General features: G+C 72.4%; 19 protein-coding genes. 6 read left to right on the top strand and 13 right to left on the bottom strand.

All coding sequences use genetic code 11. From position 1 onward, the window contains the following. Positions 1-38 precede the first annotated feature (38 nt). A complete protein-coding gene (locus tag MRB58_RS24625) occupies positions 39-689 on the top strand; it encodes a hypothetical protein (protein WP_244782358.1) in 651 nt (216 codons plus the stop codon). Beyond that, positions 686-3,292, top strand: a complete 2,607-nt coding sequence (locus MRB58_RS24620) for an HWE histidine kinase domain-containing protein (RefSeq protein ID WP_244782357.1) — start codon at positions 686-688, stop codon at positions 3,290-3,292. The genes MRB58_RS24625 and MRB58_RS24620 overlap by 4 nt, the downstream gene beginning before the upstream one ends. 90 nt (positions 3,293-3,382) lie before the next feature. On the opposite strand, the gene MRB58_RS24615 is transcribed toward MRB58_RS24620, so the two are convergent. Next, the gene (locus MRB58_RS24615) at positions 3,383-4,369 is read right to left on the bottom strand and encodes a GDP-L-fucose synthase (RefSeq protein ID WP_305853233.1); all 987 of its coding nucleotides are present in this window, start codon (positions 4,367-4,369) and stop codon (positions 3,383-3,385) included. Between the two features lie 150 nt (positions 4,370-4,519). Further along, complete coding sequence (locus MRB58_RS24610; protein WP_244782356.1) at positions 4,520-5,251, bottom strand: ZIP family metal transporter; 732 nt, start codon at positions 5,249-5,251, stop codon at positions 4,520-4,522. Positions 5,252-5,582: 331 nt separating this feature from the next. Between MRB58_RS24610 and MRB58_RS24605 the strand changes: the two genes are divergently transcribed. Beyond that, positions 5,583-7,286, top strand: coding sequence for a glycosyltransferase family 2 protein (locus tag MRB58_RS24605; protein ID WP_244782355.1), 1,704 nt, complete (start codon positions 5,583-5,585; stop codon positions 7,284-7,286). Then, the gene (locus MRB58_RS24600) at positions 7,283-8,314 is read left to right on the top strand and encodes a hypothetical protein (protein WP_244782427.1); all 1,032 of its coding nucleotides are present in this window, start codon (positions 7,283-7,285) and stop codon (positions 8,312-8,314) included. Before MRB58_RS24605 ends, MRB58_RS24600 begins: the two co-directional genes overlap by 4 nt. 48 nt (positions 8,315-8,362) lie before the next feature. Here the strand turns inward: MRB58_RS24600 and repB are convergent, their stop codons facing one another. The 10 genes from repB to MRB58_RS24550 all read right to left on the bottom strand — a co-directional run bounded on the left by repB (position 8,363) and on the right by MRB58_RS24550 (position 17,491). After that, positions 8,363-9,448, bottom strand: coding sequence for a plasmid partitioning protein RepB (repB, locus tag MRB58_RS24595; protein ID WP_244782426.1), 1,086 nt, complete (start codon positions 9,446-9,448; stop codon positions 8,363-8,365). Positions 9,449-9,551: 103 nt separating this feature from the next. Beyond that, entirely contained in the window at positions 9,552-10,790 is a 1,239-nt protein-coding gene (gene repA / locus MRB58_RS24590; RefSeq protein ID WP_371747328.1) for a plasmid partitioning protein RepA, read from the bottom strand. Positions 10,791-10,868: 78 nt separating this feature from the next. Beyond that, positions 10,869-11,516, bottom strand: a complete 648-nt coding sequence (locus MRB58_RS24585; protein ID WP_244782424.1) for a DNA polymerase III subunit epsilon — start codon at positions 11,514-11,516, stop codon at positions 10,869-10,871. 11 nt (positions 11,517-11,527) lie between these two features. After that, complete coding sequence (locus tag MRB58_RS24580; protein ID WP_244782423.1) at positions 11,528-11,851, bottom strand: Dabb family protein; 324 nt, start codon at positions 11,849-11,851, stop codon at positions 11,528-11,530. A 29-nt stretch (positions 11,852-11,880) separates the two neighbouring features. Beyond that, positions 11,881-12,855: an NAD(P)-dependent oxidoreductase gene (locus MRB58_RS24575; RefSeq protein WP_244782422.1), complete on the bottom strand. Its 975-nt coding sequence runs from the start codon at positions 12,853-12,855 to the stop codon at positions 11,881-11,883. Between the two features lie 316 nt (positions 12,856-13,171). Continuing rightward, complete coding sequence (locus MRB58_RS24570; RefSeq protein ID WP_244782421.1) at positions 13,172-13,864, bottom strand: HAD family hydrolase; 693 nt, start codon at positions 13,862-13,864, stop codon at positions 13,172-13,174. A gap of 41 nt (positions 13,865-13,905) precedes the next feature. Beyond that, positions 13,906-14,844, bottom strand: a complete 939-nt coding sequence (locus MRB58_RS24565; RefSeq protein WP_244782420.1) for a phosphoglycerate dehydrogenase — start codon at positions 14,842-14,844, stop codon at positions 13,906-13,908. Next, a complete protein-coding gene (locus tag MRB58_RS24560; RefSeq protein ID WP_244782419.1) occupies positions 14,844-15,542 on the bottom strand; it encodes a cytidylyltransferase domain-containing protein in 699 nt (232 codons plus the stop codon). Before MRB58_RS24560 ends, MRB58_RS24565 begins: the two co-directional genes overlap by 1 nt. Beyond that, positions 15,542-16,333 carry an HpcH/HpaI aldolase/citrate lyase family protein gene (locus tag MRB58_RS24555; protein WP_244782418.1) on the bottom strand — a complete coding sequence of 264 codons (792 nt, stop codon included), beginning with the start codon at positions 16,331-16,333 and terminating at the stop codon, positions 15,542-15,544. The genes MRB58_RS24560 and MRB58_RS24555 overlap by 1 nt, the downstream gene beginning before the upstream one ends. Before the next feature lie 417 nt (positions 16,334-16,750). Next, the gene (locus tag MRB58_RS24550) at positions 16,751-17,491 is read right to left on the bottom strand and encodes an aspartate/glutamate racemase family protein (protein WP_244782417.1); all 741 of its coding nucleotides are present in this window, start codon (positions 17,489-17,491) and stop codon (positions 16,751-16,753) included. 225 nt (positions 17,492-17,716) lie between these two features. Between MRB58_RS24550 and MRB58_RS24545 the strand changes: the two genes are divergently transcribed. Both MRB58_RS24545 and MRB58_RS24540 read left to right on the top strand, forming a co-directional pair. Further along, positions 17,717-19,858, top strand: coding sequence for a malate synthase G (locus MRB58_RS24545; RefSeq protein ID WP_244782416.1), 2,142 nt, complete (start codon positions 17,717-17,719; stop codon positions 19,856-19,858). Positions 19,859-19,882: 24 nt separating this feature from the next. Beyond that, positions 19,883-20,089, top strand: a complete 207-nt coding sequence (locus MRB58_RS24540) for a hypothetical protein (RefSeq protein WP_244782415.1) — start codon at positions 19,883-19,885, stop codon at positions 20,087-20,089. A gap of 57 nt (positions 20,090-20,146) precedes the next feature. Here the strand turns inward: MRB58_RS24540 and MRB58_RS24535 are convergent, their stop codons facing one another. Further along, entirely contained in the window at positions 20,147-21,193 is a 1,047-nt protein-coding gene (locus tag MRB58_RS24535) for an NAD-dependent epimerase (RefSeq protein WP_244782414.1), read from the bottom strand. Between the last annotated feature and the right edge of the window lie 11 nt (positions 21,194-21,204).

Here is a 21,204-nt window from a genome sequence, read left to right as displayed (position 1 = left end):
TCCCGCCGCACGAGTTCGGGCGGGTCGATAGGTCAGGCATGTTCCATCCCACCCTTCTCGCCCCCTGCTCCGCGCCCCGCCCCGCACCGGTCGACCCCGGAGCGTTGCGGCGCCGGCTGCGCGGCGCGACGGCCGAGGCGCACGGCACGCTCGACCAGCGCTTCGCCGCGCTCACCGACCCGGCCGAGCGGCAGGCCTACCGGGCCTTCCTGCGCATGAACGAGGCGTGCCACGCCGTCCTGGAGGGCTGGCTGGCCGGCGCCGGCGCGGGGGACGCCTCGCTCGTGCCGGCGGAGGTGGCGGCCCTGCGCCGACCGCTGGCGGCGGAGCTGGCGAGCGACGTGGCGGCGGCGGGGCTCGCGCGGCTGGCCCGCGAGCCGCTGGAGGCGTGCCTCGCGGGCCTCGGGCGAGGGCTTCCAGAGGCGACCGGGGTTGTCTATGTCCTAGACGGTTCGAGGCTCGGCGCCCGCATGATCCTGAAAGGATGGAGCCGGCGGCAGGATGGGAGCGAACCGGCCATCGCCTACTTGACGGCAGCTGCCGCGGCCTCCGGGCCTGTCTTTGCCGCGTTCGACGCCTTGAGCGCACGCCTCGACCCCTGCGACGTCGAGCGGACGGCGGCCGCGGCACACGCTGCCTTCAAGCTATTCGAAAGGGCAAGCGCACTGACCGACGGCCCCGCGCCATGACGAGCGACGCTCCGGACGGCGCCCCGAAGAACGACGCCCCGAAGAACGACGCAGAGGCCTTCTCCGTCGATCTGTCGAACTGCGACCGGGAGCCGATCCACCTGCTGGGGCGGATCCAGCCGTTCGGCTACCTCTTCGCCGTCTCCATGGACTGGCTGGTCCAGCACGTCTCGGCCAACATCGGCGAGATCGCCGGGCGCTCGGCGGACGACTGCCTCGGCCTGCCGCTCACCGAGCTGCTGCCCCCCTCCAGCGTGCACGACATCCGCGACCGCCTGCAGGGCCTCAGCCCCGGCGAGGGTTCGGAGCGCATCTTCGGCATCGACCTCTTCAACGACGGCCGCCGCTTCGACCTCGCGATCCACATCGTGCGCCACTCCATCGTGGTGGAGGCCGAGCCGTGCACGATGTCGGCGGCGAGCTCCGGCACGCTGGTCAAGACGATGATCGGGCGCATCGAGCGCTGCATCTCGCTGGAGGCGCTCACCACCGAGGCGGTGCGCCAGCTGCGCGCCGTCACCGGGTTCGACCGGGTAATGCTCTACCGCTTCGCCCCCGACGGCTCGGGCGCGGTCGTCGCCGAGGCGGCGCGGCGCGGCATCGAGCCCTTCCTCGGCCTCAACTATCCGGCGAGCGACATCCCCACCCAGGCGCGCCGGCTCTACGTCAAGAACCGCACCCGCATCATCGCCGACGTCGGCGGCGAGACGGTGCCGGTCGTGCCGGGGATCGACCCGGACGGGACGGTGCTGGACCTCTCGCTGTCGGTGACGCGGGCGGTGTCGCCGATCCACATCGAGTATCTCACCAACATGGGCGTCGGCGCCTCGTTCTCGATCTCGATCGTGATCGGCGGCGAATTGTGGGGCCTCTTCGCGCTGCACCACTACGCGCCGCGGCGGCTCTCGATGGAGCTGCGCTCGGTGCTGGAGCTCTTCGGGCAGATCGTCGCCCTCGTCATCGAGGGGCGCCTCGCCAAGGAGATGCGCCAGACCGAGGAGGCGGCGCGGGACCTGCACGACCGCGTGGTGGGGCGGCTGGTCTCGACCTCGCCCTCGCCCGACCAGCTCATCAACTTCGCCTCCGACTTTCGCGAGATGATCCCCTCGGACGGGTTCGCGGTGTGGTCGGAGGGGCGGGTGCGCACCGTCGGCACCTGCCCCTTCCCCGACGACATGCCGGGCCTGGCGCGCTTCCTCAACCGCGCGGCGGCGAGCCGGGTCTACGTCACGGACGAGCTGTCGGCGGTCTATCCCAAGGCGGCGGAGTTCGTCGACCGGGCGGCCGGGCTGATCGCGGTGCCGATCTCGCGCACGCCGCGGGACTACCTGATCTTCTTCCGCCGCGAGATCGCCCGCACCGTCACCTGGGCGGGCGACCCGTCGCACAAGGAGACCACGTTCGGGCCCAACGGGCCGCGCCTCTCGCCGCGCAAGAGCTTCGAGGCGTGGCAGGAGACGGTGCGCGGCAAGTCCGCGGCGTGGAGCGTGTCGGAGCAGAAGTCGGCCGAGGCGCTGCGCGTGGCGATCATGGAAGTGCTCTTGCGCTTCAACGAGGAGAACGAGCGGCTCAGGGAGGTCGCCTCGCAGCGCCAGGAGCTCCTGATCGCCGAGCTCAATCACCGGGTGCGCAACATCCTGGCGGTGATCCGCGCCGTGGTGCTGCAGAGCCGCGGCAGCGCCACCTCGGTGAACGACTTCGCGCAGATCATCGGCGGACGCATCCAGGCGCTGGCGCGCGCGCACGACCAGATCACCGACGCCTCGTTCGCGGCGCAGAGCCTGGAGGGCCTCGTGCGCACCGAGGCGGAGGCCTATGTCGGCGAGAAGGCCGGGCGGGTGGAGCTGTCGGGACCGCCGGTCCTCGTCAACGCCGAGGCCTTCTCCACGCTCGCCTTGGTGATGCACGAGATGGTCACGAACTCGGCCAAGTACGGTGCGCTGTCCGATTCCACCGGCGTCGTCCATGTCGACTGGGCGATCGACGAGCGCTCCTGCTGCGTCATCGACTGGCGCGAGAGCGGCGGGCCGCCGGTCCAGGCGCCGACGCGGCGCGGCTTCGGCTCGACCATCATCGAACGCTCGATCCCGCACGAGCTGGGCGGCGAGGCCAGCCTCAACTGGCGGCTGAAGGGGCTGGAGGCGCGCTTCGTGCTGCCGGGGAAGGTGATCTCGATGGGCACCTCGAACGCCGCGCCGGCGCCCGCGCCGCTGCCGGCGACGCCCGCGCCGGAGGGCCTCGCCGGGATGACCGCCCTCCTGGTGGAGGACAACATGATCATGGCGCTCGACGCCGAGCAGCTGCTCCTGGAGAGGGGGCTGGGCAACGTCTTCACCGCGATGAGCCTCGCCGACGCGATGCGCATCGTCGCCGAGGAGACGATCGACGTCGCGATGCTGGACGTGAACCTGGGCGGCGAGACGAGCTTCGCGCTGATCGACCCGCTCAACGCCAAGGGCGTGCCGTACGTGTTCGTGACGGGCTACGGCGAGACGCTGGACCTGCCGGCCGAGGCGCGGCCGGGCACGCTCTCGGTCAAGAAGCCCTACTCGGCCGAGGACGTGATCGAGGCGCTGTCGAAGGTGGCCGGGCGCCGCGGCTGACGCTGCGAGTTGTCAGCTGACAACTTCCCCGGCCCCATATCGACCGCCACGTCTCGACCGCCACTCGACCGCCGGCGGGCGCTTCGGGTCTCAGCGCGCCATTTCGGTGGTGCGCTGCGGCAGGGCGTCGGCGTTCTCCAGGAACCATCGATAGGTCGAGGCGAGGCCCTCGGCGAGGGAGATCTGCGGGGCCCAGCCGAGCGCGGCGATCCGGTCGCCCGACATCAGCTTGCGCGGGGTGCCGTCGGGCTTGGAGCGGTCGAAGGTGAGATCCTCGCCGCAGCCGACGACGCGGGCGATCTCCAGCGCCAGGTCCCTGATCGGCAGGTCCGTGCCGGAGCCGATGTTGACGTGCTCGAAGCCCTCGTAGTGCTCCAGCAGGAAGACGCAGCCGCGGGCGAGATCGTCGACGTGCAGGAACTCGCGCCGGGGGGTGCCCGAGCCCCACACCTCGAAGCCGGGCGCCCCGTCGACCTTGGCCTGGTGGGCCTTCCTCATCAGCGCCGGGATGACGTGGCTGGAGGAGAGGTCGAAGTTGTCGCCCGGTCCGTAAAGGTTGGTCGGCATCGCCGAGATGTACCGGCAGCCATACTGCTTCTGGTAGGCCTGGGCGAGCTTGATGCCGGCGATCTTGGCGATCGCGTACCACTCGTTGGTCGGCTCCAGCGGGCCGGTCAGCAGGCTGTCCTCGGTGATCGGCTGGTCGGCGAACTTGGGGTAGATGCAGGACGAGCCGAGGAACAGGAGCTTCTCGACCTTGGTGTCGAAGGCGGACTTGATGATGTTGGTCTGGATCAGCAGGTTGTCCTGCAGGAAATCGACCGGGTAGGTGTCGTTGGCGAGGATCCCGCCCACCTTGGCGGCGGCGATCACCACGGCGTCGGGCCGGTTGGCCTCCATCCAACGGGCGACGGCGGCGGCGTCGCGCAGGTCGCACTCGGTGCGCGAGGCGGTCAGCACGGCGACGTCGCGCTCCTGCAGCTGGCGCACGATCGCCCCGCCGACCATGCCGCGATGCCCGGCCACCCAGACGCGCTTTCCGGCCAGCGAATACTCGGGGCTTGTCGGTTGTGACACGCGGGGCTCCTCCACGAAAACGATGTGCACCAGCCCTAACATACTAGGCCGGCGGTGGTCAGATGGAATTCGGCCGCCCTCCGCGCGAGGGGTCGGGGCCAGGGCCGGGTCGGGGCCAGGGCCGGGTCGGGGGCAGGGTCAGGGCCGGGGTCAGGGGACGAGCGCGAAATCGACCGCCAGGCCCATGCCCGTCGCCGCGAGGCAGACCGGGGCGGCACGCCATCCGGACAGGCGAACCGCGTCGACCAGGAGGTCGGCGAGGGCCATCGCCACCATCGCCCCGGCGGCGAAGCCGAGGCCGAAGGGGAGCGCCTGGGCGAACGCCTCGACCGCCAGGAAGGCCGGCACCGCGAACAGCGGCTGCGGCAGGCTCGACACCACGGCCCACCCCGCCGCGCGCCCCACCGAGACCCCCGAGGGCACCAGGACGAGGGCGATGGCCAGCCCCTCCGGCACGTTCTGCAGCGCGATCGCGGCGGTGACGAAGAGACCCAGCGCCTCGCCGCCGCCATAGGCGACGCCGACGCCGATGCCCTCGGCGAAGGAGTGCGCCGTCATCACCCCGACGATGAGGACGGCGCGGCGCGCGTCGGCGCCGTGCAGCGCGCCGACCTCGAGATGATCGTGGCGGGCCAGAAGGCGCCGGGTGAGGAGGACGGCGAGGACGCCCGTGGCTGCGCCCGCCGCGGTGAAGCCGGCCCCGTGCGGGAAGCCCTCCAGGAGAAGGACCACGCTGGCGGCCAGCATCAGCCCCGCGGCGAGAGCGTCGGCCAGCCCCAGCCGGTGCCGGGCGATCCCGGTCACGAGCGCGAACGGCAGGGCGCCGAGCCCGGTCGCGAGGGCGGTCAGGAGCGCCAGGGCGAAGACGGTGGCGCCACTCATGCGAGCCGACCTCGAATATTTTAATTAGACCAATTCTTATATATGAGGCCGCGCGTCCCGGCCAAGAGCCGAGCGGCCGCACCGGTTGGTGCCCGGCGTGTCCCGATGCCCGGCGTGTCTCGATGTCCGTGGCGGATCCGAAGGACGCCCCGCGACGGCCCCCTCTGCGCGCCGGTCCGGAGGGACGCAGCACGAAAAGGGATGGGCGCGAGGAGGGATGGGGCGCTGGCCTTGGCGGATGCGACGGCCTACGACGTAGGCAAAAGGTGATTTATAAATCGCTCAAGCAATGTTCGCGGCCGGGGGGCGGCGGCGTTGATCGAGGGGGGCCATGAGTTTCACCATCATCACCGTCGCGCTGAACGCGGCGGACCTGCTGCCGGCGACTCTCGAGAGCGTCCTGCAGCAGGACTTCGCGGACGTCGAGACGATCGTCGTCGACGGTACCAGCTGGGACCGCACTCCCGAGGTCCTCGCCCGCTACGCCGGAGAGATCGACAAGGTCGCCACCACCTTCGACGCGGGCATCTTCTACGCCATGAACGAGGCCGCGCAGATGGCCTCCAACGAGTATGTGCTCTTCATGAATGCGGGCGACCGGTTCCACGCCCGCAGCACGCTGTCGACGATCTGGGCGCGGCGCGTCGGCGATCCGGACATCCTCTACGGCGACCACCTCTACGTCGACGGCGGGCGGCACACGCTGGCGCGCTCGGCCGACTATGCGGCGCTGCGCGAGACGCTGCGGCGCGGGGACGTCTGCGAGGCGTGGCTGGCGAAGATCCCCGGCCATCAGGCGACCTTCACGCGCGCCTCGCTGCTCGAGGCGCACGGCTACGACACCGCCTACGAGATCTGCGCCGACCACGCCTTCCTGCTGACCGCCTACGACCGCGGCGCGCGCATGCAATATATCGACGAGATCGTCTCGCTCTACGCCGGCGGCGGCATGTCGATCCGCCGCCATGCGCGCTGCCGGATGGAGTTCTGCGCCCTCTACCGGCGCCACTCGCAGGACCCGGACGCGATCGACGACCACTTCTATCCGGGCGGCGGGGCGCCGCCTTTCCCGTCCACCAGCCCGATGAACGGGGCGATCGTGGACGGTGTGCTGGCGCGCCCGCCTCGGCCGCCTCGCCCGCCGCACGCCAACGGCGCACCGGCCGCCGAGCCCCCGCTCGCCTGGTGCGCCGGCGAGGGCTTTCGCCTGGCGACGCCGAGCGGCGGGCGCGCGCACACCCTCGTCCTGGAGGGGCACAACGACCTCGCCGACCAGAGCCTGGAGCTGCGCGTCGCGGGCAAGGTGGTCGCGATGCAGGGGGTGCCGCGGGGGCCGTTCGCGCTGACGTTGACGCTGGCGCAGCCGCTGGCCCCGGGGACCGTGGTCGACTGCCTGCCGCGCCACGGCGAGGTGCGGTCCGTCGCGGTGCCGCCCGGTGAAGGCGGGGGGGCGGCCGCGGGAGCGAGCGCCGAGGCGGGGAGCCCGGCGGAGACGGTGCCGGCGGAGCGCTACGTCTCGCTCGCCCTGCGGCGCTTCCGCTTCGAGACGCTCGCCAAGCGCGAGCCGCCGCTGCTGGGGCCGGGCGAGACGCACTTCTCCAGCCGCAGCGCGGCCAGCGCCAAGCTCCTGGCGCACGGCTGGGCGGGCCTGGAGGAGACGCACGTGTGGTCGCTCTCGGAGCGGGCGGACATCGTCTTCCGGGCCGAAGGGCCGGCGGAGGCGCTCGTGCTGATGGTGCGCGAAAACCCGTTCCTGGACGAGACGCAGACGCTGACGATCGAGCTCAACGGCGCCGTCGTCGCCAGCGCGCCGCTGGTGCGGCGGGGCGAGGTGCGCGTGCCGGTCGCCGACGTGTGGCGGAGCGGCGACGTCAACGAGCTGGTGCTGGCGGTGTCGGCGCTGGCGCAGCCGCCGGGCGACCCGCGCATGCTGGGGCTGGGGCTGGAACGGCTGGTGGTGGTGGCGCCGGCCGGGGCCGGGGAGGAGGCTCGGGCGGGCCTCGCGGCCGCCACCACGACGGAGAGCGCGGCATGAAGATCCTGAGCGTGGAGCCGCTCGCCGGCACGGGCGACCGCAACGTGCTCGCCGAGGTTCTGGAAGAGATGGGCGAGGTGACGCGGGTCGCCGTGGACCCGGCCGCGCCGCTCGCCGAGGCGCTGCGGCTGGGGCTGGCGGAGCCGGCCGACCTCGCCCTCTTCTGGCGCACCGAGGCGGTCGCCGCGGGGTTGCTGGCCATCGGCCTGCGGCGGGCGGTGATCGTACCCTCGATGGCGCCGCGCGCGGGGACCTACTGGCAGCAGTTCGCCGGAGCGGCGCGGTTCGTGTCGTTCTCCCGGCGGCAGCACGAGGCGCTGCAGGCGCACGAGTGCCGCTCGGCCTACTTCGACCACTGGCCGCAGCCGGCCGGCGCCGTGCCGGCCCGCGACTTCGCTCCCGAGGCCTGGCGCGCGGTCTTCGTCGACGCCGAACCGGGCCGAGGCGCGACGCACGGGCCCCGGGCCGGGATGCCGACGCGGGGGATCGTCGCCCAGCAGTGCCGCCACCTGGCGATTCCGGACCTGACGATCCCGAACCTGGCGATCGCCGATCCGGCGGCGCTGCCGGCGCCCCCCCGGACCGCGGCCTCCGAGGGCGGCAACGAGGGCGAGGGCGAGAGCCCGGCCGAGATCGAAGCCGAGGCGCACTTCGTGTTCGCCTCGCCCGCCTTTGGGCTGGCGCCGGGGATCGACCACGCGACCCGCCGCGCCATGGGGCGGGGACAGATCGTGGTGGCGCCTGACGTGGCGCCGGCGAACGAGACGATCGGGCACCTGGCGAGCGGCATCCTGTTCGACCCGAAGCGGCCGACGGACCTTCCGGCCCTCACCGCGCAGACCGCCGAGCGCCTGTCGCAGGGCGCGCGGGCGCGGGCCGAGATCGGGCACCGGATGTGGCTGGAGGACCGGCCACGTCTGATCTCGGTGCTGAAGGACGACGGACAGCGCTGGGTCGGGAGCGATCCGTCCGCCCACCTCGGCAACGCGATCCAGCAGGCGCTGCATCGCCGCGCGGGCGGCGCATGACGGATGGCGCATGACGGGCGGCTGTGCAGGAGGCCGGCGACCCCGGCCTCACCTTTTGCCGTCGCAGAACTCCCGGTAGAGCGCCGCGAGGCGCTCCTCGACATAGGCGGCGAAGTCCGGCGCCTTGCGGCTGTCGATCGTGATGACGGTGCGGCCGGGGCCCCGCGCGACCGTCATCGGCGCGCCCTCGGGCTGCGGCGGCGGGGGCGGCGTCTCCAGCGCGCGGGCGGCATTGCGGCGCATGGTGAGCGCGTCGAAGACGGTCTTGAAGCGGTCGTCGGTCGGCAGCGGCGCGGCGGCGGCGGCGGCGGTGAAGGCGGCGTCGTCTCCCTCGCTGCGGCACAGCTCGACGAGACGCAACCAGCGCGGCCGCCCCGCCTTGGGCGCGCGGCCGATCAGCGGCGCGAGGCCCTCGGGCAGGCCGTTGGCGACGGCGAGCAAGCGGGCGAGCTCGGACTTGTCCACCCCGATCGCCTTGCCGACGGTCGGACGGGCCATGCCGCGGGCGACGAGGGCGGCGGCGAACTGCGCCCGCTCGATGAAGGTGAGGTCGCGCCGGGCGTTGTTCTCGCGGCCCTGGGCGAGCACCAGCGCCTCGTCGTCGAGCCTGCGCACGATCGCGCGCACCGGGCGGCCCAGCGCCTTGCAGGCGAGCCAGCGGCGGTGGCCGTAGGCGATCTGGTAACGGCCGTCGATCGCGGGGTGCGGGCGCACCAGGATCGGCACCGCCTGCCCGCCTTCGGCGATGCTCTGGGCGAGGGCGGCAAGGCCGGTCGGGTCGAGATCGGCGGGGTCCTCGGCGCCTTCGGGCTCGGCCTCGTCGAGCCGGTCGCGCACGAAGGACGGGTCGAGCAGCGCGGTGTCGAGCTCGATGACGGCCTCGCGCGTCGCGGCGGGGTCGGTGATGCGGTCGAGCGCGAGACCCATGGTGCGCACCGCGCCCGAGCGGGTGGGGGGTGCGGGGCGGGATCTCGCCTCGCCGCCGCCGGGCGCGGCCTTCGTGCCGGCGGGCGCGCCCGGATCGCCCCCCGGGTTCACGCCGCCCGAATTCGCACCGGGATTGCCGCCGCCCGGGTTGGCCGCGATCGGCTCCACGCTGAGAAGCCGCTCCATCGCCGCGCGCCGCTTGGTCATCGCCTCACTCCCCCTTGTCGCCCGCCTCACCTGTCCCGGCGGCCCGAGTTGACAGCTGACAACTCTGCACCGAGGCGGCCCCGGTCGTCAGCCGTCGACGCCCTCACTCGGCCGCCTGCGCCGGTACGCTCCTGGCATCCCACACCGCGCGGATCAGCGCCTCGATCTCGCCGTTGACGGCGTCGAGGCTCTCGAGCGCCCGGTCGTAGGTGGAGCGCGTCATCCCCTCGCGGCCGACCTCGTAGAGGGTCTGCTTGGACAGGCCGGCGTCGGCGAGCGCGGTCGACTTCACCATGGCGTTGGTCAGCACCCGCTCGCCGAACAGCGAGCGCAGGAAGCCGGCGACCTGCGCCTGCGGCCCGTCCTTGGGCTCGTAGCGGGTCAGGACGTAACGGAAGAAGTCGAGCTCGACGTCGGCGCCGGCGCGGCGCACCACGTCCATCAGGTCGGCCGTCATGTTGAGGAACTGGCTCATCGAGGCGATGTCCAGCATCTGCGGATGCACCGTGACGAGGACGCCGGTGGCCGCGCACAGGGCGCCCAGCGTCAGGAAGCCGAGCTGGGGCGGGCAGTCGATGACGACGATGTCGTAGCGCATCGAGACCGCGGCCAGCGCCGTCGCGACGCGGCTGTAGAACGGGGCCTGGCGGGCGCCGCGCTCCATCAGCGCGCGGGGCGTCTCGTGCTCGAACTCGTGGAGCTCCAGGTTGCCGGGCACCAGGTCGAGGTTCGGGAAGTAGGTGGGACGGATGACCTCGGTGATGGGCCGCGGGTCGTCGTAGCGGATGGCACCGTAGAGAGTCTCGCCGGAGGAGACGTCCGCCTCCGGCTGGTAGCCGAAGAGGCTCGACAGGGACGCCTGCGGGTCGAGGTCGACGGCGAGCACCTTGAAGCCGCGCATGGCGAGGTGCTGGGCGAGGTGCACGGTCGTCGTGGTCTTGCCCGAGCCGCCCTTGAAGTTGGCGACGGCGATCACCTGCGCGCTCTCGTGCGGCGGCCGATTGGGGGTGACGACACGCGCCTTGGGGCCGCCTTTGCGGGCGAGCAGGGAGCGCAGCTCGTCGATCTGGGCGAGGCTGTAGGCGTGGCGGTTGCCGGACTGGCGGGCCGGCTCCGGTCCTTCGCCGGCCCGCGCCAGGTGGCGCAGGTAGGAATCCGTGACGCCGAGCAGCTTGGCCGCCTCCGCGCTGGTGAAGGGGCGCAGCGTCTTGACCATCTCCGGCTCGAAGATCTGCGCCCGCAGGCGGGTGATCTGCGCACTCAAGGTGGCGGCGTCGCCGGCGATGGTGTCGTAGCCGACGGGGTCGTTCGTTCCGATGGGTGTCACGCCGGTCTCACTCATTGCGGGTGAAGCTCCCCGTTCACAGCGATCCGCGCCATCGCGTCGCGACGGCGTGACCCCACCTTTCGCGCGTGAGGGCTAAGGCGGGGTTAAGACCGGACCGGAGCGGCGCAATGCGAGGACGTGGGCGAGAACGCTGGCGTAGCCCCTCGCGTCGTCGAGGGCGTCGTGGGTGTGGGGGACGTCGCCGAACCACTCTTCGGGGATCCGGCCGCGGTGACAGGCGTCGAAGGGGCGGCCGGTGACGCCCATGATCAGCGACGGCAGGTCGAGCCCGGTGCGCTGGAACAGCGAGGTGCGGTGCACCGCGAGGCCGAAGAGGCGCACGTCGGTGTAGAGCTCGAGATAATGGTCGACCCACGAGCCGTCGAAGATGACGGGGTGGGCGACGAAGATCCGCGGCCCCGGCAGGCTTTCCACGAAGGCGACGAAGCGGGCCATCGCCTCGCCGGCGGGGACGGGGTCGCGGGTGATGGCGGCCCAGGCCTCGGGGGCGTCCTCGGCGAACCAGGCGAGGGTCTTGGGGTTGGTGGTGCGGCCTTCGCGCGGGGCGAGGTTGACGGTGAAGGCGCCGACCTCGCGCAGCGTGGCCGCCGAGACGGCGGCGGCGGCCAGGCACAGCATCGAGTTGCGGTGCGGGTCGGGCCCGTCCGCCTCGATGTCGACGACGACGTAGGTGCCCTCACCGGCTTCGCGCCCGGCTTGGCTCACGGGCGGAAGGCTCACGGGCGGAAGGCTCACGGGCGGGGGAGCGGCTTGAGGACCTGGTGCACGACGCGGCCGTCGAACATCTCCAGAAGGCCCTTGGTCTTCTCCAGCGAGCGCTGGCGCTCGGGCGAGGCGAGGGCGGCGGCGAGGGCGGCCTCGTCGTCGAACTGGAAGACGGTGACGAGGGGGTAGGCGGTGCCGAGCTCCGGCGATTCGCCGGTCAGCACCTGGAGGCTGCGCAGGCCCGGGAAGGCCTGCCACACGGCGAGCATCTCCTCCCAGACGTAGGCGTAGAAGGCGCTCTCCTGGCCGGGCCTGATGGTGCCGTCGAAGAGGCCGATGCGGGTGATCATGGGTGTGTCCTCGGGTTGGCGGCGCGTCGTCAGGACGTGCCGTCGCGGCTCTTGCCGGAGCCGGGCAGGTAGGTGGGCTCCTGCGGGTGGGCAGCGTCCCAGGCCTCCTGGATGCAGTCGTAGAGGCCTTGGCCGATGTCGATATATTCGGTCGGCACCAGCTTCTTGGACAGACGCGGCGCGAACGAATAGGGGGTCAGCATGTAGTGCCCCTCCGGCTCGCCGTCCTTGAAGTCGAGGGCGATGGGGCCGGGGACGATTTCGGCGATCATCCGGGCGATGTCCTTCACCCGCACGCGCTCCTGGCCGGTGATGAGGAGGTGGGCGTCGGCATATTCGGGGGCGAGGGTGCGCACGGTGAGGGTGGCGGCGTCGCGGGCGTGGATGACGTCGCGCAGCGCCTCGCCGGAGCCGGGATAGGCGATCGCCTTGTCGCGGATGGCGGACGTCACCATGGAATGGATGCGGTTGGTGCCGCCGGAACGGCGGCCGTAGAGGGTGCCGTAGCGCAGGATGGTGAAGGGAAGGCCGCGCTCCTGCGAGAAGGTCTCGACGAAGGCCTCGCAGGCCTGCTTGGAGGCCCGGTAGAAGCCGCCCATGTCGGAATAGACGTAGACGGTCGAGGCGAAGAGGTAGCGCTTCACCCCGGCGCGCACGGCCGCCTCCAGCGTGTTGACGGTGCCGACGAGGTTGACGTGAGCGGTCCGCACCGGGTCGACGTTGGCGGCGCCGATGTCGGCGATGCCGGCGAAATGGGCGACGACGTCGGCGCCCTCGAACGCCGCGGCGAGGGCGTCCACGTCGGCGAGGTCGCCGGTCGTCATGGTCTGGCCCGCCCCGAGGTGGGGCGAGGGCCGCACGTCGTAGACGCCGACGGCGTAGCCGGCGGCGGAGAAGGCGTCGGCGACGTGGCTGCCGAGAAAGCCCGACCCGCCGGTGACGACGGCTTTGCGCATCCCCCCCGTCGTCCCCCCCGTCGGCCCCCCCGTCATCTCCTTCGTCATCCCCGCCCCCCCGCCGGCCCGTCTCTCTTCTCTCTCTCCCCCCACGCCGCGCTCACCCTGCGAGGCTCTCTCCCCGCACGGCGGGGCGCGGCCCTGGGGGCACCGCGGCACGGCGGTGCCTCAGCCTGTTCCTCGGAGCCGTCCGTCGCTGAAGCCCGGTCGGAGGCGGACGTGGGCGGGGTGCAAGGCCGAAGAGCGAAGCGTGCCTTGCGCCCCGCCCGCGTCCGCCTCAGGGCTTCATTCAGCGACGGACGGGTCCGAGGAACAGGCGCCCGCCCTGTTCCTTGGTGAGTCCCGAGCGATGCGGCGGTCCCGTTCACGCCGCGCTCTGCGAAACGATCGCCGGCAGGTCCGTCAGATCGGCGACGCGGGGCGTTCCGGCCGGGAAGGGGCCGGGCCCCGCGGCGACGACGCCGAGAAACCGCGTCCCCACGGCGGCGGCGGCGGCATGGTCGGCGGTGGCGTCGCCGATCATCAGCACTTCGTCCGGCGCGAGGCCTTCGGCCAGGCGCATGCGCAACGCGTCGACCTTGGTGGTCGGGATGCCGTGGACGCTGCGAAAATAGCCCGTCAGCCCGCGCGCGGCGACGATCTCGTGCAGCTCCACCTCCGGCGTCGCGGAGGCGACGTGGAGCGGCAGGCGGGCCGACAATGCGGCGAGGGCGGCTTCGGCGCCGGCGATCTGGGGCGCGGCGATGACCTTCTCCTTCACCATGGCGCCGAAGCGGGCGCCGAGGCCGGTGATCGTCGCCGCGTCGTCGGGGCCGTCCACCAGCGTGCGCTGCCAGTGGCGCAGCTTGTCGGCGCGGGGCATGCCGCCGTGGGCGAGGTGATAGGCGCGCACCGCGTCCATGACCTTTTCGCCGTAGGGCGCGTAGAGGGCGACGAAGGCCTCGGTCTTGACGTCGACGCTGTCGACGACGACGCCGTCGAAATCGAACACGACCGCCCGGATTCCGTCGAAGCGGACCGGCGCGTTGACAGCTGACAACTCTCCCGGCGCGGTCATGTCGTCACTCCTCATGTCGCGAGGGGTCGTGTCGCGGGAGGTCATGGCGCGACGGCCCCGATGCGCACGAGGTCGGCGAGAAGGTTGTCCAGCGCCTCGCGCTCCTGCAGCGAGCGGCTCTCGGCCGCGTAAGACCCCATGTGGGCCGTCATCGTCACGCCGGGAAGCGCGGCGAGGGGGCCGGCATAGGGCTCCTCGGCGAAGACGTCGAGCGCGGCGCCGGCGAGCCGTCCGGCCTGGAGGGCGGCGAGCAGCGCACCTTCGTCGACGAGGTCGCCGCGGGCGGTGTTGACGAGGATGGCGCCCGCCCGGCAGCGCGCCAGCTCCTCGGCGCCGAGGCGCACGGTGCCGGGCGCGGCGTGGAGGGTGACGACGTCGGCCTCGGCCAGCAGCGTGTCGAGGGCGACGAGCTCGACGCCCTTGTTGGCGGCGGCCTTGGCCTCGGCGAAGGGGTCGGCGGCGATCAGCCGGCCGCCGAACGGGGTGACGAGCTCGGCGACGCGCTGGCCGATGCGCCCGAAGCCGACGATCCCCACGGTGCGCGCGCCCAGGAGCCCGCCGGACAGCGCCGTCCAGTTGCCTTCGCGGATCAGCCGGTCGGCCTCGGCGATGCGCCTGAGCGCCCCCAGGATGTGGCCGACGGCCAGCTCGGCGACCGCCAGCGCCGGCGCGCCGGGCGTGTTGGAGACGACGATGCCGCGCGCCCGGGCGGCCTCGAGGTCGACCGAATCGAGCCCCGTGCCGCAGCGGGCGATCGCCTTGAGCGAGGGCGCGGCGGCCATCACCCGGTCGGTCAGCGGCTCGACGCCGGCGACGATGCCGATCGGGTCGTGCTCGGCGAAGAGGGCGACGGCGTCGTCCTCGCCGAGGCGGCGGCCGAGCGGGCTGAAGAGGATCCGGTGCCCGGCCGCGGCGAGACGGCGGGTGGTCTCGTTGTCGCGTTCCTTGAACGACGAGGTGGTGGTGAGGATCGTCGCCATCAGGCGCTCACCTCGCCGCGGGCGATGGCCCGCTCGAGCAGCGCCTCGGCGAGGTCGAAGTGCTGGATCTCGTCGATATCGACGGCCTCGATATATTCCATCTCGTACATCTTCGGGGCGGTGCCGATGCGGTGGCCGCGCTTGTCGAAGCTCTCGCGGGTGAAGACGTAGAGGTTGGAGTTCTCCTCGTAGAGCGGCGGCAGGTCCTGGGTCGGCAGGAGTTCGTCGGGGTTGTGGTTCACCGGCCGGCCGTCGGCCCAGAAGAAGCGCGTCTGCCAGCGCGTCACCGCAAAGAGGCTGTCGTGGTCGCCCGGCGCCAGGTAGCGCGCCAGCGCCGCGGCCACGGTCGCGGATTTCAGAAGCGGGTTGGTCGAGTGCGACTGCAGGAAGACCGCCCCCGTATCGAGCCGGGCCTCGAGCTGGCGCATCGCGTCGTCGAGGACGGCGTTCATCGGGACGTCGTCGCCGTGGAGGTGCACCGGCCGGCGCAGCACCTCGATCTGGGGGAAGCTGGCGGCGACGTCCGCCTCGATCTCGTCGGCATCGGTCTCGATCACCACGCGGTCGACGCCGTCCGCGGCCAGCAGCGTCCTAGTGATCCAGTGATAGAGCGGGCGCCCGCACATCGGCTTCAGGTTCTTCTTCGGCACCCGCGCCGAGTGCCCCTTCATGGGCACGATCGCGATGACGGGAGCCATCAGGCGGCCGGGTCCTGCGCGCGCAATTCGGCGAAGTGGTCCGTCGTCTCGGCGACGGCTCTGGCGAAGAGCAGCATGTCGGTCCCGTAGGCGATGAAGCGGTAGCCTTCCGCGACGCGTTTCTTCAGGTTCTCGCGGTCCGGGTGGACGACGTGGAGCCCGGAGGGCTTGTCGTGCTCCTTGACGATCGAGCCGATGCGGCTGAGCGCGGCGGCGACGTCCGGATCGTCGAACTTGCCGGGCTTGCCGAACGAGGCGGAGAGGTCGTAGGGGCCGACCAGGAAGCCGTCGACCCCGTCGACGTCGAGGATCTTCTCGAGGTTTTCCGCGCCGCGCCAGTGCTCGATCTGGACGATCAGCACCAGCTCGTCGTCGCTGGCGTCGCGGTAGCCGTCGAAGTCGAGGCCGAAGCCTTGCGCGCGGGCGAGGCCGACGCCACGGCTGCCGCGCGGCGCGTAGTAGACGCTGTCGCGCGCCCGCTCGGCCTGCTCGACGGTCTCGACCATGGGACAGATGATGCCGTCGGCGCCCGCGTCCAGCGCGCGCTTGGCGTAGAGCGGGTCATGGCCGGAGACGCGCACCAGGACGGGCTGGCCGGCGAGCTGGCTGATCTGGATCGAGTTGAGCAGCTCGTGCGTGCCGATGGAGGTGTGCTCCATGTCGATGGCACAGAAGTCGAAGGCGGCGCGGGCCTGGATCTCGGTCGTCTGCGGATAGCCGAGCTGGTTCCAGGAGCCGAACAAGAGATCCTTGGCGGCGAGGCGTCGTTTGAGGGAGCGGGAGTGTGGCACGTCTCACCTTGGGTTCCGCGGGGGGCGGCGCCGGGACGGGCGCGGCCGAGGGTCTGGCACGCCCTCCCGGCCGCGGGATCCGGGCCACGGGGACGCCAGCGGTTTGGACCGCGTTCGGTGGAAGGCGTCAAGTGTGGGAGGCGGGCGCGGAACCCTTCCCCGGCCCGCGCCGGCCTTCCACTTCGCTCGCCGCACTTCGCGCGACGCAGGTTCGCCGGCGCCCGGCGAAGCGGCCCCGAGCCTTTCCCGCCCCGTCCTCTCGCGTCTTCTCCCGCCCTCGCCTCGGCGATCGGCAGCGCGCCCTGCGCCGTGGCGCGCTGCCCCCCGCGGCGGTGACGGACGCGGTGCCGCGCCGGATCGAGGCGCTGCCCGCCGCCGATGCGGCCGCGGCGGCGGGCGCCTCGAGGTGACGGACCGTCATGCCGGGAGCGGCCGCGGCGCCAGGGCGAAGCGCACCGCCGCGACGGCGAGCACGTCGAGCGTGTCGATGACCGGGACCGTCGCGGCGAGGCCGCGCGACAGCAGCGAGAACTCGCTGCAGCCGACGATCAGCACCGCGGCCCCGGCGCCCGCGAGTTCGGCGGCGGCCGCCTCGAGCACCGGGCGCGCCCGCTCCCCCTGCCCGGCCTTCACCGCCCGGATCGCCCCCAGCATCGCCGCCTCGTCGGCCGGATGGATCACCTCCCGGCCCCGCGCCGCGAACGCCGCGGCGAAGATCCCGGTGATCCGCGTCGCCGGCGAGGCCAGGATGCCGGCCGGTCCGGCAGGAAGCGGCGCGGCGGCGTCGGCCGTCAGCGCCACCATGTCGAGGAAGGGGAGGCGCACCGCCTCGCGGATGGCACCGGCATAGGCGTGGGCGGTGTTGCAGGGCATCGCCAGCGCGGCGGCGCCGGCCGCCTCGAGCCGCCGGGCCATGGCGGCGAGGGTGGGGCCGGGGTCCTCGCCGGTGCCCTCGACGAGGTGGCGGATGCGCGAGGGCACCTGGGTGTTGTTGTCGACCAGCAGCGGCAGGTGGTCGGCATCGTCGCGCGGCCGTCCGGCGGGTGCCGGCGTCGCCTCGAGGATCCGCTGCATCAGGAGGATGGTCGCCTCCGGCCCCATCCCGCCGAGGACCCCGAGGATCCTCGGCCCGCCGTCGCCCTCGCCCTCGCTCGCCATGCCGCTGTCCTTTCCTGCGTTCGCCGCCCACCCAGCCCAGCACAGTCGCCCGCGCACGACCACACGCGACGGCGCTCCCGCCCACCGAGGCTCGAGCCCACGGCTCCTCCCCTAGGCCTCGGCCTCGGCGCCGGTATTTCACGTCCTTACCGTTCTATTCTAAGAACGCCTCACGCAACGCCGCGCCGCAGTCGGCGGACGACGACAAGAGATTGGGAGACGAGGATGAGCGAGACCGTCGAGCGCCATGGTCTGACCGTGGCCGAGCCGCTGGCCCGGCTGATCGAGGACGAGGTCCTGACCGGGGTCACGGCGGACGCCTTCTGGTCCGGCTATGCCGCACTCTTGAAGGATCTCGCCCCCCGGAACCGGTCGCTGCTGGCCGAGCGCGACCGTCTCCAGGCCGAGATCGACGCCTGGAACGAGACGCAGAAGGGCAAGCCCTACGACACCGCGGCCCAGATCGCCTTCCTGACCGAGATCGGCTACCTGAAGCCCGCCCCCGCCCCCTTCGAGGTCACCACCCGCAACGTCGACCCCGAGATCGCCGAGATCGCCGGGCCGCAGCTGGTGGTGCCGGTCTCCAACGCGCGCTTCGCCCTCAACGCCGCCAACGCGCGCTGGGGCAGCCTGTACGACGCGCTCTACGGCACCGACGCCATTCCGGGCGCGGCGGCCGGCTCGCGCTACGATTCCGAGCGCGGCGCCAAGGTGGTCGCGTGGGCGGCGAAGTTCCTCGACGAGCGGCTGCCGCTGGCGGCGGGCTCGCACGCCGAGGTCACGCACTACCGGGCCGACCGGCGCGAGCTCCTCGCCGAGGTCGGCGGCACGCCGGTGCCGTTCGCCGCGGGGGTCGAGTATGTCGGCGCGATCGGCGAGGGCGAGGCGGTGCGCTATGTGCTGAGGCACAACGGGCTGCACGTGATCCTCGCCGTCGACCCCTCGACCGAGGTCGGCGCCTCGCACCCGGCCGGGCTGTCGGACGTGATCATGGAATCGGCGATGACCGCCATCCAGGACTGCGAGGACTCGGTCGCCGCGGTCGACGCCGAGGACAAGGTGCTGGTCTATCGCAACTGGCTCGGCCTGATGAAGGGCGACCTCGCCGAGACCTTCCAGAAGGGCGGGCAGACGATGACGCGCCGCCTCAACCCGGATCTCGAGGTGCGCACGCCGTCGGGCGAGACGGTGACGCTGCCCGGCCGCGCCCTCCTGCTGGTGCGCAATGTCGGCCACCTGATGACCACCGACGCCGTCATGCTGGACGGCGAGGAGACGCCCGAGGGCATGCTCGACGCCGCCGTGACCGTCGCCTGCGCGATGCACGACCTCGCCAAGACCGAGGGGCTTCGCAACTCGCGCGCCGGCTCGGTCTACGTGGTGAAGCCGAAGATGCACGGCCCGGACGAGGTCGCCTTCGCACGCGACCTCTATGCCCGGGTCGAGACGATCCTGGGCCTGCCGGAGAACACCGTGAAGCTCGGCGTGATGGACGAGGAGCGGCGCACCTCGGCCAACCTCCTGGCCGCTATGGCCGAGGTGAAGGACCGCCTGGTGTTCATCAACACCGGCTTCCTCGACCGCACCGGCGACGAGATCCACACCGCCATGAAGGCGGGCCCGGTGATCCCCAAGGACGAGATGAAGTCGGCCCCCTGGCTCCTCACCTACGAGGACAACAACGTCGACGCCGGCCTGACCGCGGGGCTGCCGGGGCATGGGCAGATCGGCAAGGGCATGTGGGCCAAGCCGGACAAGATGGCGGAGATGCTGGAGGCCAAGATCGGCCACCCGACGGCCGGCGCCAACACCGCATGGGTGCCTTCGCCGACGGCGGCGACGCTGCACGCCACGCACTACCACGCGGTCGACGTGGGCGCGCGCCAGGCCGAGATCGCCGGCCGGGCGCCGGCCTCGCAGGAGACGCTGCTGACGCCGCCGCTGCTGGCCGGGCGCAATCTCGACCCGGAGACGGTCGCGCGCGCGCTCGACGACAGCTGCCAGTCGATGCTGGGCTACGTGGTGCGCTGGGTGGACCAGGGGATCGGCTGCTCCAAGGTGCCCGACATCAACGACGTCGGCCTGATGGAAGACCGCGCCACCCTGCGCATCTCCGCCCAGCTCCTCGCCAACTGGCTGATGCACGGGCTGATCACCGAGGAGGAGGTCGAGGCCTCGCTGAGGCGCATGGCCGAGAAGGTCGACGCGCAGAACGCGGGCGACGCCAACTACACGCCGATGGCCCCGTCCTTCGACGGCACCGCCTTCCGCGCCACGCGGGCGCTGATCCTGGAGGGTGCGGCGCAGCCGTCGGGCTACACCGAGCCGATCCTGCACCGCTACCGCCGCGAGGCGAAGGCGGCCTGAGGGGGCGCGCCGGCGGGGACGGCCATGGACCTGTGGTGGCTGCGGATGGTGATGTGGGCGCGGCGCCGGCCGTCGCGCCGGCTCCTATTCGCCCTGGTGGGCGTCGCCGTCCTGGTGGTGGTCGTCGTCGGCCTGGAGAGGGCCGGCTGGTGGCCCGACTGGGCGAGCGCCGACCGCATCGGCCGCCGCGGCCCCGGCATCCACGCGACGCCCCTGACGCCCAGCGAGTAGACCCCGGCGCGTGGCCGCGCCGGCCCCGGTCGCCGCCCCCCGCGTCCCGTGACGCGGCTACACGCCGTAGTAGGACCGGTACCACTCCACGAAGCGCGCCACGCCCTCCTTCACCGGGGTGGACGGACGGTAGCCGATGGCGGCCTCCAGCGCCGAGACGTCGGCGAAGGTGTCCGGCACGTCGCCGGGCTGTAACGGCAGCAGCTCGCGCTCGGCCGTCACCCCCAGCGCCTCTTCCAGGGCGTCGATATAGGCCGACAGCTTCACCGGCTGGTTGTTGCCGATGTTGAAGATCCGGAACGGCGCCGAGGAGCGTGACGGATCCGGCCGCGCCGCGTCGAAGCCGAGGTCGGGCGTGGCGACGTCGTCCGAGGCGCGGATCACGCCTTCGGCGATGTCGTCGACGTAGGTGAAATCGCGCGTGTGGTTGCCGTGGTTGAAGACCGGGATCGGCTCGCCCGCCAGCATCGCCCGCGTGAACAGGAAGAGCGCCATGTCCGGCCGCCCCCACGGGCCGTAGACGGTGAAGAAGCGCAGGCCCGTCGTCGGCAGCGCGAAGAGGTGGCTGTAGGCGTGCGCCATCAGCTCGTTCGCCCGCTTGGTGGCGGCATAGAACTGCAGCGGGTGGTCGACCCCGTCGCTCTCGCGGAACGGCATCGACGTGTTGCCGCCGTAGACCGAGGAGGTCGAGGCGTAGGTGAGGTGGGCCGTCCCGGCGTGGCGGCACGCTTCCAGCACGTTGGTGAAGCCCACCAGGTTGGAGTGCACGTAGGCGTGCGGGTGGGTCAGGCTGTGGCGCACCCCGGCCTGGGCGGCGAGGTGGATCACCCGGTCGAAGCCGCCGTCCGCGAACGCCCGGTTCACGGCCGCCTGATCGGCGAGGTCGGCCCGCACGAAGCGGAACCCGCCCCCCGCCGCCGCCGCGGACGAGGCGGCGCTCTCCAGCTCACGCAGCCGCGCCTCTTTCAGCCTCACGTCGTAATAGTCGTTGACGACGTCGAACCCGGTCACCCGGTCGCCGCGTGCCACCAGCCGGCGCGCCACGTGATAGCCGATGAACCCGGCCGTCCCGGTGACGAGAACCTTCCTGCCTCCCTGGTCCAAGACGTGCCTCC

The organism is Acuticoccus sp. I52.16.1, assembly GCF_022865125.1.
In the GTDB taxonomy this organism is placed as follows: domain Bacteria; phylum Pseudomonadota; class Alphaproteobacteria; order Rhizobiales; family Amorphaceae; genus Acuticoccus.
Note: the sequence above shows the minus strand (reverse complement) of the source record. Positions and strands in the feature narration are given on the sequence as shown.

Coding starts and splice junctions, on each gene's coding strand:
- MRB58_RS24625 (WP_244782358.1), top strand. CDS start 39: ATGTTCCATCCCACCCTTCTCGCCCCCTGCTCCGCGCCCCGCCCCGCA.
- MRB58_RS24620 (WP_244782357.1), top strand. CDS start 686: ATGACGAGCGACGCTCCGGACGGCGCCCCGAAGAACGACGCCCCGAAG.
- MRB58_RS24610 (WP_244782356.1), bottom strand. CDS start 5,251: ATGAGTGGCGCCACCGTCTTCGCCCTGGCGCTCCTGACCGCCCTCGCG.
- MRB58_RS24605 (WP_244782355.1), top strand. CDS start 5,583: ATGAGTTTCACCATCATCACCGTCGCGCTGAACGCGGCGGACCTGCTG.
- MRB58_RS24600 (WP_244782427.1), top strand. CDS start 7,283: ATGAAGATCCTGAGCGTGGAGCCGCTCGCCGGCACGGGCGACCGCAAC.
- repB (WP_244782426.1), bottom strand. CDS start 9,448: ATGACCAAGCGGCGCGCGGCGATGGAGCGGCTTCTCAGCGTGGAGCCG.
- repA (WP_371747328.1), bottom strand. CDS start 10,790: ATGAGTGAGACCGGCGTGACACCCATCGGAACGAACGACCCCGTCGGC.
- MRB58_RS24580 (WP_244782423.1), bottom strand. CDS start 11,851: ATGATCACCCGCATCGGCCTCTTCGACGGCACCATCAGGCCCGGCCAG.
- MRB58_RS24575 (WP_244782422.1), bottom strand. CDS start 12,855: ATGACGAAGGAGATGACGGGGGGGCCGACGGGGGGGACGACGGGGGGG.
- MRB58_RS24570 (WP_244782421.1), bottom strand. CDS start 13,864: ATGACCGCGCCGGGAGAGTTGTCAGCTGTCAACGCGCCGGTCCGCTTC.
- MRB58_RS24565 (WP_244782420.1), bottom strand. CDS start 14,844: ATGGCGACGATCCTCACCACCACCTCGTCGTTCAAGGAACGCGACAAC.
- MRB58_RS24560 (WP_244782419.1), bottom strand. CDS start 15,542: ATGGCTCCCGTCATCGCGATCGTGCCCATGAAGGGGCACTCGGCGCGG.
- MRB58_RS24550 (WP_244782417.1), bottom strand. CDS start 17,491: ATGGCGAGCGAGGGCGAGGGCGACGGCGGGCCGAGGATCCTCGGGGTC.
- MRB58_RS24545 (WP_244782416.1), top strand. CDS start 17,717: ATGAGCGAGACCGTCGAGCGCCATGGTCTGACCGTGGCCGAGCCGCTG.
- MRB58_RS24540 (WP_244782415.1), top strand. CDS start 19,883: ATGGACCTGTGGTGGCTGCGGATGGTGATGTGGGCGCGGCGCCGGCCG.